The sequence below is a fragment of the Promicromonospora soli genome, from assembly GCF_014653785.1.
In the GTDB taxonomy this organism is placed as follows: Bacteria; Actinomycetota; Actinomycetes; order Actinomycetales; family Cellulomonadaceae; genus Promicromonospora; species Promicromonospora soli.
Window position 1 is genome coordinate 114,692 of record NZ_BNAS01000001.1, and the last position, 15,872, is coordinate 130,563.

Annotated in this window: 12 protein-coding genes; 3 read left to right on the forward strand and 9 right to left on the reverse strand. The window is 70.2% G+C overall.

The genetic code is table 11. The annotated features are described in order from the left end of the window. Positions 1-116 precede the first annotated feature (116 nt). The 4 genes from uvrB to IE250_RS00515 form a co-directional block, all read right to left on the reverse strand. On the reverse strand, positions 117-2,231 hold the full coding sequence (gene uvrB, locus IE250_RS00500) for an excinuclease ABC subunit UvrB (protein WP_189667336.1): 2,115 nt from the start codon (positions 2,229-2,231) through the stop codon (positions 117-119). A 48-nt stretch (positions 2,232-2,279) separates the two neighbouring features. Next, positions 2,280-2,966 carry a pyroglutamyl-peptidase I gene (gene pcp / locus IE250_RS00505; protein WP_189667337.1) on the reverse strand — a complete coding sequence of 229 codons (687 nt, stop codon included), beginning with the start codon at positions 2,964-2,966 and terminating at the stop codon, positions 2,280-2,282. A gap of 43 nt (positions 2,967-3,009) precedes the next feature. Then, positions 3,010-3,639 carry a dephospho-CoA kinase gene (gene coaE / locus IE250_RS00510; RefSeq protein WP_189667338.1) on the reverse strand — a complete coding sequence of 210 codons (630 nt, stop codon included), beginning with the start codon at positions 3,637-3,639 and terminating at the stop codon, positions 3,010-3,012. A 67-nt stretch (positions 3,640-3,706) separates the two neighbouring features. Then, positions 3,707-4,903, reverse strand: coding sequence for a cytochrome P450 (locus IE250_RS00515; RefSeq protein ID WP_229872020.1), 1,197 nt, complete (start codon positions 4,901-4,903; stop codon positions 3,707-3,709). A gap of 266 nt (positions 4,904-5,169) precedes the next feature. Here IE250_RS00515 and IE250_RS00520 point away from each other — a divergent pair, with 266 nt between their 5' ends. The 3 genes from IE250_RS00520 to IE250_RS00530 all read left to right on the forward strand — a co-directional run bounded on the left by IE250_RS00520 (position 5,170) and on the right by IE250_RS00530 (position 8,457). Next, positions 5,170-7,059 (forward strand): ABC transporter ATP-binding protein, encoded by a 1,890-nt coding sequence (locus tag IE250_RS00520; protein WP_229872163.1) that lies wholly within the window; start codon positions 5,170-5,172, stop codon positions 7,057-7,059. A 96-nt stretch (positions 7,060-7,155) separates the two neighbouring features. After that, positions 7,156-7,335: a hypothetical protein gene (locus IE250_RS00525; RefSeq protein ID WP_189667340.1), complete on the forward strand. Its 180-nt coding sequence runs from the start codon at positions 7,156-7,158 to the stop codon at positions 7,333-7,335. Between the two features lie 201 nt (positions 7,336-7,536). Beyond that, positions 7,537-8,457, forward strand: coding sequence for a cation diffusion facilitator family transporter (locus tag IE250_RS00530; RefSeq protein WP_189667341.1), 921 nt, complete (start codon positions 7,537-7,539; stop codon positions 8,455-8,457). Positions 8,458-8,516: 59 nt separating this feature from the next. Here IE250_RS00530 and rpsA read toward each other — a convergent pair whose 3' ends face one another. The 5 genes from rpsA to IE250_RS00555 form a co-directional block, all read right to left on the reverse strand. Further along, positions 8,517-9,989 (reverse strand): 30S ribosomal protein S1, encoded by a 1,473-nt coding sequence (gene rpsA, locus IE250_RS00535; RefSeq protein ID WP_189667342.1) that lies wholly within the window; start codon positions 9,987-9,989, stop codon positions 8,517-8,519. A 237-nt stretch (positions 9,990-10,226) separates the two neighbouring features. After that, entirely contained in the window at positions 10,227-11,993 is a 1,767-nt protein-coding gene (locus tag IE250_RS00540) for a dipeptide ABC transporter ATP-binding protein (protein ID WP_229872021.1), read from the reverse strand. Beyond that, entirely contained in the window at positions 11,990-12,892 is a 903-nt protein-coding gene (locus IE250_RS00545) for an ABC transporter permease (protein WP_229872164.1), read from the reverse strand. The genes IE250_RS00540 and IE250_RS00545 overlap by 4 nt, the downstream gene beginning before the upstream one ends. 56 nt (positions 12,893-12,948) lie before the next feature. Beyond that, positions 12,949-13,956 carry an ABC transporter permease gene (locus tag IE250_RS00550; RefSeq protein WP_189667343.1) on the reverse strand — a complete coding sequence of 336 codons (1,008 nt, stop codon included), beginning with the start codon at positions 13,954-13,956 and terminating at the stop codon, positions 12,949-12,951. 123 nt (positions 13,957-14,079) lie between these two features. Further along, entirely contained in the window at positions 14,080-15,723 is a 1,644-nt protein-coding gene (locus IE250_RS00555; protein WP_189667344.1) for an ABC transporter substrate-binding protein, read from the reverse strand. Positions 15,724-15,872 lie beyond the last annotated feature (149 nt).

Sequence of the window (15,872 nt, forward strand, 5' to 3'; positions counted from 1 at the left end):
CACGCTCCCGGACGTGCTCTGGATCTTGCGGGAACAGCGTCCTCCGGCTCTGTGACCAGGTCAAGGATGAACCCGATGGTTGTCGCGGGCAGACCTCGGGACCATCCGGACCCGGGTTACGCCGTCGCGGCCTGCATCTGTCGCAGCTCCTTCTTGAGCCCAGAGATCTCGTCGCGCAGCCGCGCCGCCACCTCGAACTGCAGCTCCGCAGCCGCCGCGTGCATCTGGTCGGTGAGCTCCTGGATGAGCTCGGCAAGCTCGCTCGCGGCGGCGCCGGCCAGCCGGTTGCCCGACGTCGCTGCCTCCTTCGGCGTGCCCGGCACCCGGGCGCCCCGGCCCTCGCCCCTGCCCTTGCGGCTGTTCCGGAATCCGCCGGCCAGCAGCTCCTGTGTGTCGAGGTCCTCGCGGGCGAGCATGTCGGTGACGTCCGCGATCTTCTTGCGCAGCGGCTGCGGGTCGAGGCCGCGCTCGGTGTTGTACGCGACCTGCTTCTCGCGCCGCCGAGTGGTCTCGTCGATCGCCTCGCGCATTGCCGGAGTGATCTTGTCCGCGTACATGTGCACCTGGCCGGACACGTTTCGAGCCGCGCGGCCGATGGTCTGGATGAGGGACCGCCCGGACCGCAGGAAGCCCTCCTTGTCGGCGTCGAGGATCGCCACCAGCGACACCTCGGGCAGGTCCAGGCCCTCGCGCAGCAGGTTGATGCCCACGAGCACGTCGTACTCGCCGAGCCGCAGCTCGCGCAGCAGCTCGACACGGCGCAGCGTGTCCACGTCGGAGTGCAGATAGCGCACCCGCACGTTGCGCTCCAGGAAGTAGTCGGTGAGGTCCTCGGCCATCTTCTTGGTCAGCGTCGTGACCAGCACGCGCTCGTTGCGCTCCACCCGGTCGTGGATCTCGCCCAGCAGGTCGTCGATCTGGCCGGTAGTCGGCTTCACGACGATCTCGGGGTCCACCAGGCCGGTCGGGCGGATGACCTGCTCGACCACGCCGTCGGACAGCGAGCGCTCGTAGTCGCCAGGGGTCGCCGACAGGTACACGGTCTGCCCGATGCGCTCGGTGAACTCCTCCCACTTCAGCGGGCGGTTGTCCATGGCGCTCGGCAGGCGGAAGCCGTGGTCCACCAGCGCCCGCTTGCGGGAGGCGTCACCCTCGTACATCGCGCCGATCTGGGGCACGGTCTGGTGGGACTCGTCGATGACGAGCAGGAAGTCCTCGGGGAAGTAGTCGAGCAGCGTGTTGGGCGCCGTGCCCTGCTCGCGGCCGTCGATGTGCATCGAGTAGTTCTCGATGCCGCTGCAGGTGCCGATCGAACGCATCATCTCGATGTCGTACGTGGTCCGCATGCGCAGCCGCTGCGCCTCCAGCAGCTTGCCCTGCTTCTCCAGCTCGGCCAGCCGGTCCTCGAGCTCCTTCTCGATGCCGCCGATGGCGCGTTCCATACGCTCCGGGCCCGCCACGTAGTGCGTGGCCGGGAACACGTAGATCGACTGCTCGTTGCGCACCACGTCACCGGTGAGCGGGTGCAGCGTCTGGATCGACTCGATCTCGTCGCCGAACATCTCGATGCGGATCGCCAGCTCCTCGTACACCGGGATGATCTCGACGGTGTCGCCGCGCACCCGGAAGGTGCCGCGGGTGAACGACATGTCGTTGCGCGTGTACTGCATGGTCACGAACTGGCGCAGCAGCTGGTCGCGGTCGATCACGTCGCCCACGTCGAGCCGGACCATACGGTCCACGTACTCCTGCGGCGTACCCAGGCCGTAGATGCAGGAGACCGAGGCGACCACGATCACGTCGCGCCGCGTCAGCAGCGACGAGGTGGCCGAGTGCCGCAGCCGCTCCACCTCGTCGTTGATGGAGGAGTCCTTCTCGATGTAGGTGTCCGTCTGCGCGATGTACGCCTCGGGCTGGTAGTAGTCGTAGTACGACACGAAGTACTCGACCGCGTTGTTCGGCAGCAGCTCCCGGAACTCCGTGGCGAGCTGCGCGGCGAGGGTCTTGTTGGGCGCCATCACGAGGGTCGGGCGCTGCAGCTTCTCGACGAGCCAGGCCGTCGTCGCCGACTTGCCCGTACCCGTGGCGCCGAGCAGCACCACGTCCTTCTCGCCGGCCTGGATGCGTTCGGTCAGGTCGGCGATCGCCGTCGGCTGGTCGCCGGCGGGCTCGTACTCGGAGATGACCTCGAACGGGGCCACCGTGCGCTGCAGGTCGGTCACGGGTCGCATGTGACTACGGTACGGCGGACCACTGACACTCCCGAGCGGGAGGTCGGGTCAGTGCAGCGTCCCCGCTGCCGCCGCAGGCTCCTCCACCTCGCCGCGTGCCGCCGCGAGCGCCGTGCGGGCCACTGTCTCCAGGGCGCCGGCGAGCGCGGCGAGCGGCAGGTGCGGCTCGCCGCCGTCGGACAGGGCCGAGGCCGCGGCCTTACCCCCGACCTCCTCAGTGGTGCGCGGCACGTGGACGAAGCCGGAGAGCACGCCCGGCCGCGCCGCCAGCGCGTGCTGCAGGGCGTAGAAGGTGGCGTTGCAGACGTAGGTCCCGGCGCTGTAGCTGACGGCCGCGGGGACGCCCGCCTCGCGCACGGCGGCGGCAGCGGCCTTGACCGGCAGGGTGGTGAACCAGGCGGCGGGACCGCCGTCGGCCACGGGTGCGTCGACGGGCTGGGCGCCGTTGTTGTCGGGGATTCGCGCGTCCATGAGGTTGATGGCCACCTGCTCGAGCTGCACCTTCGTGATGCCGTCGGCCAGTCCCACCGCGACGACGACGTCCGGGGCGTGCTCGTCCAGCAGCCGCAGCAGCGCGCCGTCCACGGCGCGGACCTCGTCGAACGCCACGGGAAGCACTGCGGTGACCAGCTCGTCCGGACCGGCCCAGCTCGCGGCGAGGGCCTCGACCGCCTCAGCGGAGGCGTTGACGGCGTCACCGCCGAACGGCTCGAACCCAGTGACCAAGACCTTCATCGCGCACGCTCCTCACCTTGGCCGGATCACCGGAGCCGGCCGATCACACGGAGTCAGCCTCCGCCTCCTGCGCGACCTCTCCGGCCACACGCTGCCACAGAGTATCCACCTGGGCGCGCAGGTCGTCCTCGCTCCCCGACCCGTCGAGCGTGACGTCCGCCGCGGCGAGCCGTTCGTCGTCCGTGGCCTGCGAGGCGAGGCGGGAGCGGGCGGCGTCCTCGCTCAGCCCGCGCCCCTCCACGAGGCGGCGCACGCGCTGCTCGGCGGGGGTATGCACCACCACCAACAGGTGGAAGTGGTCGGCCTGCCCGGTCTCCACCAGCAGCGGGATGTCGTGCACGACGACGGCGCCCGGGTCCGCTGCCGCCGCCTTGGCCTCCCGTTCCGCCGACAGCCGGCGCACCTCGGGATGCACTATGCCGTTCAGGCGGCTGAGGGCGGCGGCGTCGGCGAAGACGAGCGCGCCCAGGCCCGGCCGGTCGAGGCTGCCGTCCGCGGCGAGGACGCCGTCGCCGAACGCCTCGACGACCTCGGCCAGGCCGACCGAGCCGGGTGCCACCGCCTCCCGGGCCAGCAGGTCGTGGTCGATCACGAGGGCGCCGAGCTCGGTGAGGCGCTTGGCCGCGACCGATTTGCCGGCCGCGATCCCTCCGGTGAGTCCGATGCGAAACATGGACCCATCCTGCCCTCTCGGGCCCGCACCTGTCAGACGTGGGTCGCGGGCGCAGGTCAGCGGCGGGTCAGGCCCGGGCCGGCGTGCGGGCCACCTGACGCTCGGGTGTGAACGTCACCGGCAGCACCGCTGGGTAGCGCGACCAGGGCGACGGCGCCCACGTCACGTCGGGGTCGCTGAGCCGCAGGTCCAGCCGCTCCATGAGGCTCTCCACGGCGATCTTCACGACAAGCCGGCCCGGCCGCCGCGCTGGGCACGCGTGCGGCCCGACGCCGAACGACAGGTGCGACCGGTTGCCCGCCTCGAACAGGTCGTCCGCGGGCCGAACCCGCGGGTCGTTGTTCGCGGCGGCCAAGCCCATCACTATCGCGTCCCCGGCCCGGATGTGCGCCGAGCCGAGCGTGCAGTCCGTCACGGCATACCGGGCCGGCAGGTTCGCCACGGGCGGCTCGCGCCACAGCGTCTCGTCCATCGCGTCGTCCAGGCCGCGGCGCACGCCCGTGACGCGGCCCGTGTACCGGGGGTCGGTGAGCATGCGGCGCAGAGTGGCCGCGATCCAGGTCACGAGCATCTCGTTCGCCGCGCAGATCGCGACCACCATGGAGTGCACGATCTCCGTGTCGTCCTGGAAGTTCGGGTGCGCGACGAAGCTGGCGGTCAGGTCCTGCCCGGGCGCCTCTCTGGTCGCGAGGACGTGGTCCAGCACGATCTGGTCCATCGTGGCCAGGGCGGCCACGGGGTCACCCCCGTGCCCGAAGACCTCGCTCGCGCAGCGCAGCAGGGCGATCCCCTGCTTGTCGTCGAACCCGAACATGCCCGACACGGCCAGGAACGACACCGCCGCCGCGTACCCGCCGATCAGGTCGGCCTGGCCCTGGGCGGAGAACGAGTCGATGAGCCGGCTGCAGACGCCGCGCACGAGCGCGGCGGTGCGCGCCTCATCGATCCCGGCGAACGCCTCGTCCACGGGGAGGCGCAGCCGCCGGTGGTCCGGTCCGTCCGCGTAGTAGAGCGCCCGGCGCCCGGCCGGGGAGAGGATGGCGTGCAGGGAGGACTCCCGCGGCAGCTGCTCCTTCCAGTGCCGGGGGTTCCGGGCGAAGACGCTCTCCGTGCGCATCACCTCCATGACCTCTGCGTGCCCGAGCACGAGCCAGCCCGGCACGCCCGGCTCCAGGTCGACCGGGGCCACCGGCCCCCAGTGGTCCTGGAGCTCGCGCAGCGCCGCGGCCATGTCCTCCGTGCCGGTCAGGTCCACCAGAGCCACCCGACCTCCGCTTCGCTGCGGTTCCCGGTCAGACATGGCCCTCCACCCGTCGAGATTCATCGAATCATCCGTCGAAATAGGGGGGCGACCTGCGTAGACGCCCGATCGAGGGTTTCTATCACGAGCGGCGACGAATGCGTAACACCCCTGTGGTCCAGGTCACCCTCGGTTCACCCGCTATCGTCGTCGCGCCTGTGCGCGCCTGGTCCCCGAGGCCGTCCATGGTCTCCAGTGGCCGGGCCCCGTGGGACGATGCGAGCGTGAGCATGCACGGAGGCGGCGGGAGCATGGGCGGCGGCCGCGCGATGCGGTCCTTCACACAGGACGGTTCGGTCACGCACCAGCGTGTGGGGTGGGCCACGCTGCGGCGCATCGTCGGCTTCGCGCGGCCGTACCGGGGCCGGCTGATCCTGTTCGTGCTGATCCTGGCCCTGGAGGCCGCGGCAGGCGCCGCCACTCCGCTGCTCTTCCAGCGGATCATCGACCACGGCATCGTCGACGGCGACACGCGCCTGGTGGTCCTGCTCGCCGGCGCCGCGGGGCTGCTCGCCATCGTGGCCGCCGGGCTGTCCGTCGCGGACCGGCTCGTCTCGTCCCAGGTCGGCGAGGGGCTCATCCTCGACCTGCGGATCGCCGTGTTCGACCACGTCCAGCGCATGCCGCTCGCGTTCTTCTCCCGGGCCCGCACCGGGGCCCTCGTGCAGCGTCTCAACGGGGACGTGCTCGGAGCCCAGCGCGCGTTCACCTCGACCCTGCAGACGGTGGTCTCCAACACCCTGACCATCGCGTTCACGCTCGCGGCGATGTTCACGATGTCGTGGGAGCTCACGCTCGGCGCCCTCGTGCTGGTGCCGCTGTTCGTTTTCCCGGCGCGCTGGTTCGGCCGCCGGCTCGCCGTCCTGACCCGCCGCGGCATGGAGGTCGACGCCGACCTGGGCCAGGTCATGAACGAGCGCTTCAACGTGGCCGGCGCCCACCTCGTGAAGGTCTTCGGCGACCCGGCCACCGAGTCCGAGCGGTTCGCCGAGCCCGCCCGCGAGCGCCGCGACGTGGGCGTCCGGACCGCCCTGTTCGGGACCTGGTTCCGGGTGGGCCTGTCCACCATCGCGTCCCTGGCCGTGGCCGGCGTGTACGGGATGGGCGGCCTGCAGGCGATCGCCGGCGAGCTCACGGTGGGCACCGTCGTGGCCCTCGCCACGTACCTCACTCGCCTGTACGGCCCGCTGACGGCCATGGCGAACGTCCAGGTCGACGTGATGACGGCGCTGGTCTCGTTCGAGCGGGTGCTCGAGGTGCTTGACCTGGAGCCGTCGGTCGCCGAGAAGCCGGACGCCGTCGACCTGCGTGCCGCCGTCGCCGCCCGTGGTGCCTCCGTCTCCCTGACGGGCGTGACATTCCGGTACCCGCGGGCCGACGAGGTGTCGCTCGCCTCCCTGGAGTCGGTAGCGGGGCAGCGCAAGGACCCGACGACGGACACGCTGCACGACGTCTCCTTCGAGGTTCCCGCGGGTTCGATGGTGGCGCTCGTCGGCCCGTCCGGTGCGGGCAAGACCACGGTGTCACAGCTGGTCAGCCGCATGTACGACCCGACGTCGGGCGCGGTGCGCATCGCCGGGACCGACCTGCGGGACGTCACGTTCGCATCGCTGCGGGCGACCGTCGGCGTCGTCTCGCAGGACGCGCACCTGTTCCACGACACGATGGCGGCGAACCTACGGTTCGTCCGGCCGGAGGCGACGGACGCCGACCTCGAGCGGGTGCTGCGCCAGGCGCGCATCTGGGACCTGGTCGACCGGCTGCCCGAGGGCCTGGAGACCGTGGTCGGCGACCGCGGCTACCGGCTGTCCGGCGGCGAGCGGCAGCGCCTCGCCATCGCGCGGCTGCTCCTGAAGGCGCCCGACGTGGTGGTGCTCGACGAGGCCACTGCGCACCTCGACTCGGAGTCCGAGGCCGCCGTGCAGATGGCACTCGACCACGCGCTCGCCGGGCGGACGTCGCTGGTCATCGCGCACCGGCTGTCCACGGTCCGCGCGGCGGACCGCATAGTGGTGCTCGACGACGGCCGCGTGGCCCAGTCCGGCACGCACGCCCAGCTCATCGCCGCCGGGGGCCTGTACGCCGACCTGTACCGCACCCAGTTCGCCGAGACGGCATGAGCGGGAGCTGATGGCACGGAGCGCAGCCAGGCGATGGTCCACCTCGGCAGGCATCCCAGCACCGGTGACACTAACCTAGCCGTCTAGACCTCGAAGGTGGCGTCCCGTTTCCAGGAACTGGTCAAGACATCGATCCGCTACGACCACGCAGACCGACACAGCGACGCGCTCCTGTGGATTCCCGATGCCATCGCGTGGTGCTGGCAGCGTGGCGGAGAATGGCGCGACAAGGTGCGTGACGCCGTGACGGAGGTCATCGAGATCGATGGTTCGTGACAGCGCGAAGCCCGGGTTACCCGTCGAAAGGGCGGGCTCCCGGGCTCACTTCTCGGGGCTACTGCCCCTCGCAAGAAGAACGCTACAACGGAACGACGGTGGGCACCAGAGCGAGTCGCTCGGTGCCGCAAGAGCACAAGGAAAGCACGCCGCTCTTCGTGCAAAGAACTGGGCGGGTGCTCGGCGGCCGGGGCTGGGAGGATGTGCCGTGTGGACTTCCACGACCATCACCTGCCGGACGGCCACCGCGGCCGCCTGACCGCCGCGTTCACGATCACCGCGGCGGTGCTGCTCGCCCAGATCGTCGGCGCCGTGCTCACGGGCAGCCTCGCTCTGCTGGTCGACACGGTTCACCTGCTGACGGACGCCGCCGGCCTCGCGATGGCCCTGTTCGCGGCACACCTTGCCCAGCGTCCGCCGTCGGCCCGGCGCACCTGGGGCTACCGCCGGGCAGAGGTGATCGCGGCGCTCGCCCAGGCCGGCGTGCTGCTGGTCGTGGGTGTGTACGTCCTGGTGGAGGGCATCGCGCGGCTGGCGTCGCCGCCCGACGTGCCCGGCCCCGAGCTTGTCGTCTTCGGGGTGATCGGTCTGGCCGGCAACATCGCCGCGATGGCCGTCCTCGCCGGGCGGCGGTCCGCGAACCTGAACCTGCGCGCCGCGTTCCTCGAGGTGGCGAACGACGCGCTGGGATCGCTCGCGGTGGTGGTTGCGGCAGTCGTCATCACGCTGACGGGCTGGCAGCGGGCCGACGTCCTCGCGGGGCTGCTCATCGGCGCCCTGATCCTCCCGCGGGCGCTCAGGCTGCTGCGCGAGACGGTCTCGGTGCTCCTGGAGTCCTCACCGCCCGGCCTGGACCTCGACGAGGTCCGTGCGCACCTGCTGAAGCTGGACCACGTCGAGGACGTGCACGATATGCACGCGTCCCTGATCGCCACCGGGCTGCCGGTGATCAGCGCCCACGTGGTGGTCGGCACCGACTGCTTCACCGACGGCCACGCGGCCCGCATCCTGGACCAGCTGCAGGAGTGCGTCGCCGAGCACTTCGACATCGCGGTGGAGCACTCCACGTTCCAGGTCGAGCCGCGCACGCACTCAGCCCACGAGCACCCGCAGCACGCCTGAGAGAACACGACGACGGCCCGCCGCCCCCGAAGGGGCGACGGGCCGTCGGACAGCTCAGGTCAGTTGCCCGTGAGCTTCTCGCGGAGCGCAGCGAGCGCCTCGTCCGAAGCCAGGGTCCCGACCTCCTCGACCGGAGCCGAGGAGTAGGTCGTGCTGCCACCGGCCGGAGCGGCGGCCGGGGCGTCGGTCGTCGCCTCGGTGTCCGCGGTGAGCGCCTCGGCGACCTGCTTGCGGTGCGCGGTCCAGCGCTCGTGCGCCTTGGCGTACTCCGCCTCCCACGCCTCGCGCTGCGCCTCGAAGCCCTCGAGCCACTCGTTGGTCTCCGGGTCGAAGCCGTCCGGGTACTTGTAGTTCCCGGCGTCGTCGTACTCGGCGGCCATGCCGTACAGCGCGGGGTCGAAGTCCTCGGACTCCGGGTCCACGCCCTCGTTGGCCTGCTTGAGCGACAGCGAGATGCGGCGGCGCTCCAGGTCGATGTCGATGACCTTGACGAACACCTCGGCACCGACGGTGACGACCTGCTCCGGCAGCTCGACGTGGCGCACGGCCAGCTCCGAGATGTGGACCAGGCCCTCGATGCCGTCCTCGACGCGGACGAACGCGCCGAACGGAACCAGCTTGGTGACCTTACCCGGCACGACCTGACCGATGGCGTGCGTGCGGGCGAAGGTCTGCCACGGGTCCTCCTGCGTCGCCTTCAGCGACAGGGAGACACGCTCGCGGTCGAAGTCGACGTCGAGCACCTCGACGGTGACCTCCTGGCCCACCTCGACGACCTCGGACGGGTGGTCGATGTGCTTCCAGGACAGCTCGGAGACGTGCACCAGACCGTCGACGCCGCCGAGGTCCACGAACGCACCGAAGTTGACGATCGAGGAGACGACACCCGGGCGCACCTGGCCCTTCTGCAGCGTCTGCAGGAAGGTGGAGCGAACCTCGGACTGCGTCTGCTCGAGCCAGGCACGGCGCGAGAGCACGACGTTGTTCCGGTTCTTGTCGAGCTCGATGATCTTGGCCTCGATCTCCTTGCCGACGTACGGCTGGAGGTCGCGGACACGACGCATCTCCACGAGAGAGGCGGGGAGGAAGCCGCGCAGGCCGATGTCGAGGATGAGGCCGCCCTTGACGACCTCGATGACGGTGCCGGTGACGACGCCGTCCTCTTCCTTGATCTTCTCGATCGTGCCCCAGGCGCGCTCGTACTGTGCGCGCTTCTTGGACAGGATCAGGCGGCCTTCCTTGTCCTCCTTCTGGAGGACCAGGGCCTCGACAGCGTCACCGACGGCGACAACCTCGCCAGGGTCGACGTCGTGCTTGATCGAGAGCTCCCGGGACGGGATCACACCCTCGGTCTTGTAGCCGATGTCGAGAAGGACCTCGTCGCGGTCCACCTTGACGATCGTGCCTTCGACGATGTCACCATCGTTGAAGTACTTGATGGTGGCGTCGATGGCAGCAAGGAAGTCCTCCTCGGTGCCGATGTCGTTGATGGCAACCTGGGGTGCGGACTTCGCAGGGGTGGAGATGGTCATTGAGTTCGATGCTCCGATGCGGACATGGCGTAGTACGGACAGGGTCTGTTTGAGCTCTGCTTGTGCTGTGCTCGTGAGGTACCGATGGTCGCCAAAAGGCGCACGGCACCGCCAGTCATCCTAGTGGCGTCGCAGTGCCCCGGTCAACGCGAGCGAGAGTGGCACGAGCCTCAGAATTCCGGCCTGCGGAACGGTTCGAGGCAACGGTTCGGCGGGTGTCCGCCCAGGTAGCGGGGTTCAGAGCGCCAGCTCCAGATCCTTGCCTGGGATGGCGTCGAGCAGCGCCCGCGTGTAGTCGGTGGCCGGCGAGTCGAAGACCTCGTCGACGGTCCCCTCCTCGACCACGCGGCCCTCCTGCATCACCAGCACGCGGTCGGCGATCTGCCGCACGACGGCGAGGTCGTGGGTGATGAAGAGGTAGGTGAGGCCGAGCTCCTCCTGCAGGCCGGCGAGCAGCTGCAGGATCTGTGCCTGGACCACCACGTCGAGCGCCGAGACCGCCTCGTCGCACACCACGAGCTCGGGCGACAGCGCCAGGGCGCGCGCGATCGCCACCCGCTGCCGCTGGCCGCCCGACAGCTCGGCGGGGAACCGCCGTAGCTGGCCCTTGCTCAGCGCCACCTGCTCGGCGAGCTCCTCCACGCGGGCCCGCCGAGCCGCGGCGTCGCCGTAGTTGTGCGCGCGCAGCGGCTCCTCGATGGCGCGGAACACCGAGTAGAGCGGGTCCAGCGACGAGTACGGGTCCTGGAACACGGGCTGTACCCGGCGCCGGTAGGCGATCTGGTCCCGGTGCCCCCCGGCGCCCACGAGGACGCCGTCGAACGTGATCGTGCCCGTGGTGGGCTTCTCGATGTCGAGGATCATCCGCGCCAGGGTCGACTTGCCCGAGCCCGACTCCCCCACCACCGCCACGGTGGAACCGCGCGGGATGTCGAGGCTCACGCCGTCCACGGCCGTGAAGTCCCTGCTGCGGGACAGCAGGCCGCTGCCGCGGATCGAGAAGACCTTGCTCACGTCCTTGACGGACACGAGGAAGTCGGCCGCGGCCGTGCCGTCGGCCGCCCCGTCCTCGCCGGGAGCCAGCAGGGCGTCGTCCAGCACGTCGTCCAGGCCGCGCTCGCGCGCGATCTCGATGCGGCGGGAGGCGAGCGACGGGGCCGCCGCCATGAGGCGCTTGGTGTAGTCGTGCTGCGGCGCGGTGAGCACCCGGCGGGCCGGGCCCTGCTCCACGATCTCGCCCTGGTACATGACCACCACGGTGTCGGCCCGCTCGGCCGCGAGGCCGAGGTCGTGCGTGATGAGCAGCACCGCGGTACCCAGGTCCTCGGTAAGGCCCGCGAGCTGGTCCAGGATGCCCCGCTGCACGGTCACGTCGAGGGCCGACGTCGGCTCGTCCGCGACCAGCAGCGCCGGCCGGGCCGACAGGCCCATGGCGATGAGCGCGCGCTGGCGCATGCCGCCGGAGAACTCGTGCGGGTACTGGCTGGCCCGACGGCCCGCGTCGGGCAGGCCCACCTCGTCGAGCAGCTCGACCGTGCGGGTCCGCGCGTCCCGGCGGGACCGCAGGCCGTTGTCGATCAGGCCCTCGTCGATCTGCTGCCCGATCCGCATGATCGGGTTGAGGTTGGTCATCGGGTCCTGCGGCACGAGGCCCAGCTCCGTGCCCCGCAGGTGCGCCATGCGCTGCGTTGATACACGGCCCAGGTCCTCGTCCTTGAACCAGATGTGCCCCTCGGCCACCGAGCCGTTGCTCGCCAGCAAGCCCAGCACCGCCATGGCGAGGGTGGTCTTGCCGGAGCCGGACTCCCCCACGATCGCGACGGTCTGGCCGCGCCGGACGGTCAGGCTCGCGTTCGACACGGCGCGTGCGGCGCCGTTCTCCGTCCGGAAGTCGACGCACAGGTCCTCGACGCGCAGGACGACGTCGTCGGCCCTGTCGTCGGCCCTGTCGTCGGCAATCGAGCCGGGCAAGGTGGCGGGGGTCTTCTCAGGGGTGTCGCTCATCGTCGGGTCCTGTTCCGGGGGTCGAGGGCCTCGCGCAGGCTCTCGCCCACGAGGGTGAAGCCGAGGGCCGTCACGGCGATGCAGATGCCGGGCAGGATCGCCAGGCGTGGTGCGACCGCCAGCTCCTGCTGCGCCGCGGTGAGCATGCGCCCCCATTCCGCGGTGGACGGCTCGCCGCCGCCCAGGCCCAGGAAGGAGAGCGCCGCGGCCTCGATCACGGCCGTGGCGAGGGTCAGCGTGGCCTGCACGATGACCGGGCCGACGCTGTTGGGCAGCACGTGGCTCATCGTCACCGACCGCCGGCTCAGGCCCAGTGCCGACGCGGCCAGCACGTAGTCCTGGCCGCGCTGCGCGAGCATCGAGCCGCGCAGCAGCCGGGCGAAGATCGGTATCTGCACGACGCCGATCGCGACGATCACCGACATCGACGACTGACCGGCGATCGCGGCGATCGACACAGCCAGGAGCAGCGACGGCACGGACAGCATGAGGTCGACCAGACGCATCGCGCCGAAGTCGACCCACTTGCCGAACCAGCCCGCGAGCAGGCCGAGGGCCATGCCGCCGGCCAGGCCGAACAGCGTGGACAGGACGCCGACGAGGAGCGACGCGCGGGCGCCCCAGATCAGCTTGCTCAGCACGTCGCCGCCGTAGCGGTCCAGGCCCAGCGGGTACTCGGCCGACGGGCCGGGGATCATCGTCGGGCGTACCTCGTCGCGGCCCGGCAGCTCGTGGGGGCCGTAGGGGGCCAGCCACGGCGCGAACAGCGCCACCAGCACGAAGGCCGCGACGATGATGAAGCCGGTGATGGCCACTGGGTTCTTGCGGAGCGTGCGCCAGGCGCGTCCCCAGACACCCTCGCCGGCGTGGTCCTCACCGCCGGGACCGTCGCCGTGGATGCTGGTGTGGAGCGGCGCGGCGGCCGCACCGTCGGTCAGCGGAAGCTCGTTGGCACTCACTGTTGCCTCCTCAGCCGGGGGTCGATCAGCCCGTACGACACGTCGACGAACAGGTTTACGAGGGCGTAGACGACCGCGATCAGCAGGACGAAGCCCTGCATCACCGGGTAGTCCGCGTTGAACACGGCCTCGGCGAGGAACGAGCCGATGCCGGCGAACGCGAACACCGTCTCGGTCAGGACGGCGCCCGAGAGCAGCAGACCGACCTGCAGGCCGATCGTCGTCAGCACCGGGAGCATCGAGTTCTTCAGGATGTGGTCACCGCGCAGCCGCGCGGGCTTGATGCCCTTGGCGCGGGCGGTGCGGACGTAGTCGGCGTTCTGCACCTCGGACACTGCTGCGCGCGTCATGCGCGCCACGATCGCTAGCGGGATGGTGCCGAGCGCGATACCCGGCAGGACCAGGTGCATCAGCGCGTCCCACGCGGCGTCCCACTCACCGGTGAGTATCCCGTCCAGCACGTAGAAGTTCGTCGGGTGCGTCGCGTTGATCGTCGGGTCCTGACGCCCGGTGGACGGGAACCAGCCCAGCTCCACGGCGAACACGTACTTCAGGATGAACGCGAGGAAGAACACGGGCACGGTCACGCCGATCAGCGACACGACCACCGACGAGTGGTCGATGATCGATCCGGCGCGGCGGGCCGCGACGTAGCCGAGCGGGATGCCGATGCCGATCGCGATGATCAGGGCCACCACGGTCAGCTCGATCGTCGCGGGGAACCGCGTGATGAACTCGTCGAGCACCGGACGGGCGGTCCGCGTGGAGACGCCGAAGTCGCCCTGCAGCAGGCGGGTCAGGTACTTGAAGTACTGGATGTACAGCGGCTGGTCGAACCCGTACAGGGTGTTGATCCGGGCGATTGCCTCCGGCGTGGCCCGCTCGCCCAGCAGGGCGGTCGCGGGGCCGCCGGGCAGCGCCCGGACCCAGGCGAACAACAGGACCGACAGCCCTAGGAGCAGCGGTATCAAGAGCAGCAGCCGCTGCACGATGAGGCGGATCATACCTATCCTCGGTGGGTTCCTCGAATGTCACGGACAGCGGTCGGGGCGCGGCAGGCGCCGCGCCCCGACCTGAGCACTTCACCCTAAGACGTGATGCGCCCTAGGCATGTCATCAGCCTTCTCTCACTCCGAGAACGTGATGACGTTGTAGACCTCGTCCTGGACCGGCGAGACCGGGTAGCCCTGGACGACGTCCGTGAACGCGAGCGAAGGCACCGGGCTGGCCAGCGGCACGCCCGGCAGGAACTCCATGACGGCCTCGTTCGCGGCCTTGTACAGCTCCTCCTGCTGGTCGACGTCGGCGTAGCGGGCGTCGGCGAGGCTCTTGAAGAGGTCGGGGTCGTTGAAGCCCCACTCGGACGACTCCGCACCGAAGAACGTGCCGATGAAGTTGTAGGTGTCGTTGTAGTCACCAGTCCAGCCCAGCAGGTGCAGGCCGTGCTTCTCGCTGCCCTGGATGGTGTCGAGGTAGGTGGGGCTCCACGGCTCCGGCGTCGCCGTCACCGTGATGCCGACCTCCTCGAGGTCGGCCGAGATGGCCTCGAAGATCGCCGCGGGGTCCGGCATGTACGGCCGCGAGATGTCGGTCGGGTAGTTGAACTCGAGCTCGAGGTTCTCCTGCCCGGCCTCCGCCAGAAGATCCCGCGCCTTGTCCTGGTCGAACTCGTACGTCGGGACGTCCTCGCTGTAGCCCGAGACGATCGAGGGGACGAACTGCGTGGCGACCTCGGTGCCCTCCGGCAGCGCGGCCGCGACCAGCGCCTCCTTGTCGATCGCGTGGGCGATCGCCTGGCGCACCAGCGGGTCGTCCAGCGGCTTGGCCTTCTGGTTCATGCCCAGGTACAGGATGTTGAACGGGTCGCGGTCCAGGATCTGGAAGCCGGCCTGCTCGAGCGCGTCGACGTCGGCCGGGGCGACCAGGTCGTACCCGTCGATGTCACCGGCCTCGAGCGCCTGACGGCGGGCGGTGGGCTCGGCGATCACCGTGAAGACGATCGACTTGACGTCGGCGATCTCGCCCCAGTACCCGTCGAATGCGTTGAGGGTGATCGACTCGCCGGTCTTCCACTCCTCGAACGTGTACGGGCCGGTGCCGACCGGGTGCTCCGTGGCGTACGCCGAGAGCTCGGGGGCGTCCTCGGCGCCGCCGACCTCGTCCGCCTTGAACTCCTCCAGCGCCGCGGGCGACTGCATGGAGAACGACGGCAGCGAGAGAGCCGGGACCAGCTCGGGCAGGGGGCTCTTCAGCTTGACGACGGCGGTCGCGGCGTCGGAGGCCTCGCACGACTCGTACTTGCCGTTCTCGCCCTGACCACCGAACACGTGCGTGTAGTAGTACGACAGCGACTCGGACGCGGCCAGGCCGGTCCAGTTCGCCCAGCGGTCGAAGTTGAAGCACACGGCCTCGGCGTCGAAGTCCGTGTCGTCGTGGAACTTGACGCCCTCCTTCAGGTGGAAGGTGTACTCCAGGCCGTCCTCGCTGATGTCCCAGGTCTCCGCCAGCAGCGGGGCCGGGTCGGCCGTGCCGGGCTCGACCCCGACGAGACCCTCGAACATCTGGCGTGCGACCCGGAACGACTCGCCGTCACTGGCGAACGCCGGGTCGAGCGAACCGGGGTCAGCGGAGGCGGCGAACACGAACGTGTCCTTGCCGCTCTCCTCGCCGCCCTCGGCGTCCCGCTCGCTCGCGACACAACCACTCAGCGCTACTGCGAGCGTGGTCACCAAGGTGACGCCGCCCGCGAGGCGCGTAGCGCGTCGACGCATGGCACTCTCCTTCCTCGGGCGCTCCGTCGGGGTCCGGGTTCGGACACGACGAAGCGCAGACGTTTGCGTTTGACCTTAGGAGTCGTTTGGTTGCTTCCGTATTTCGGTCGGCACTCGCAATCCAATTGTGATGCTTTTGTTACCGCTAT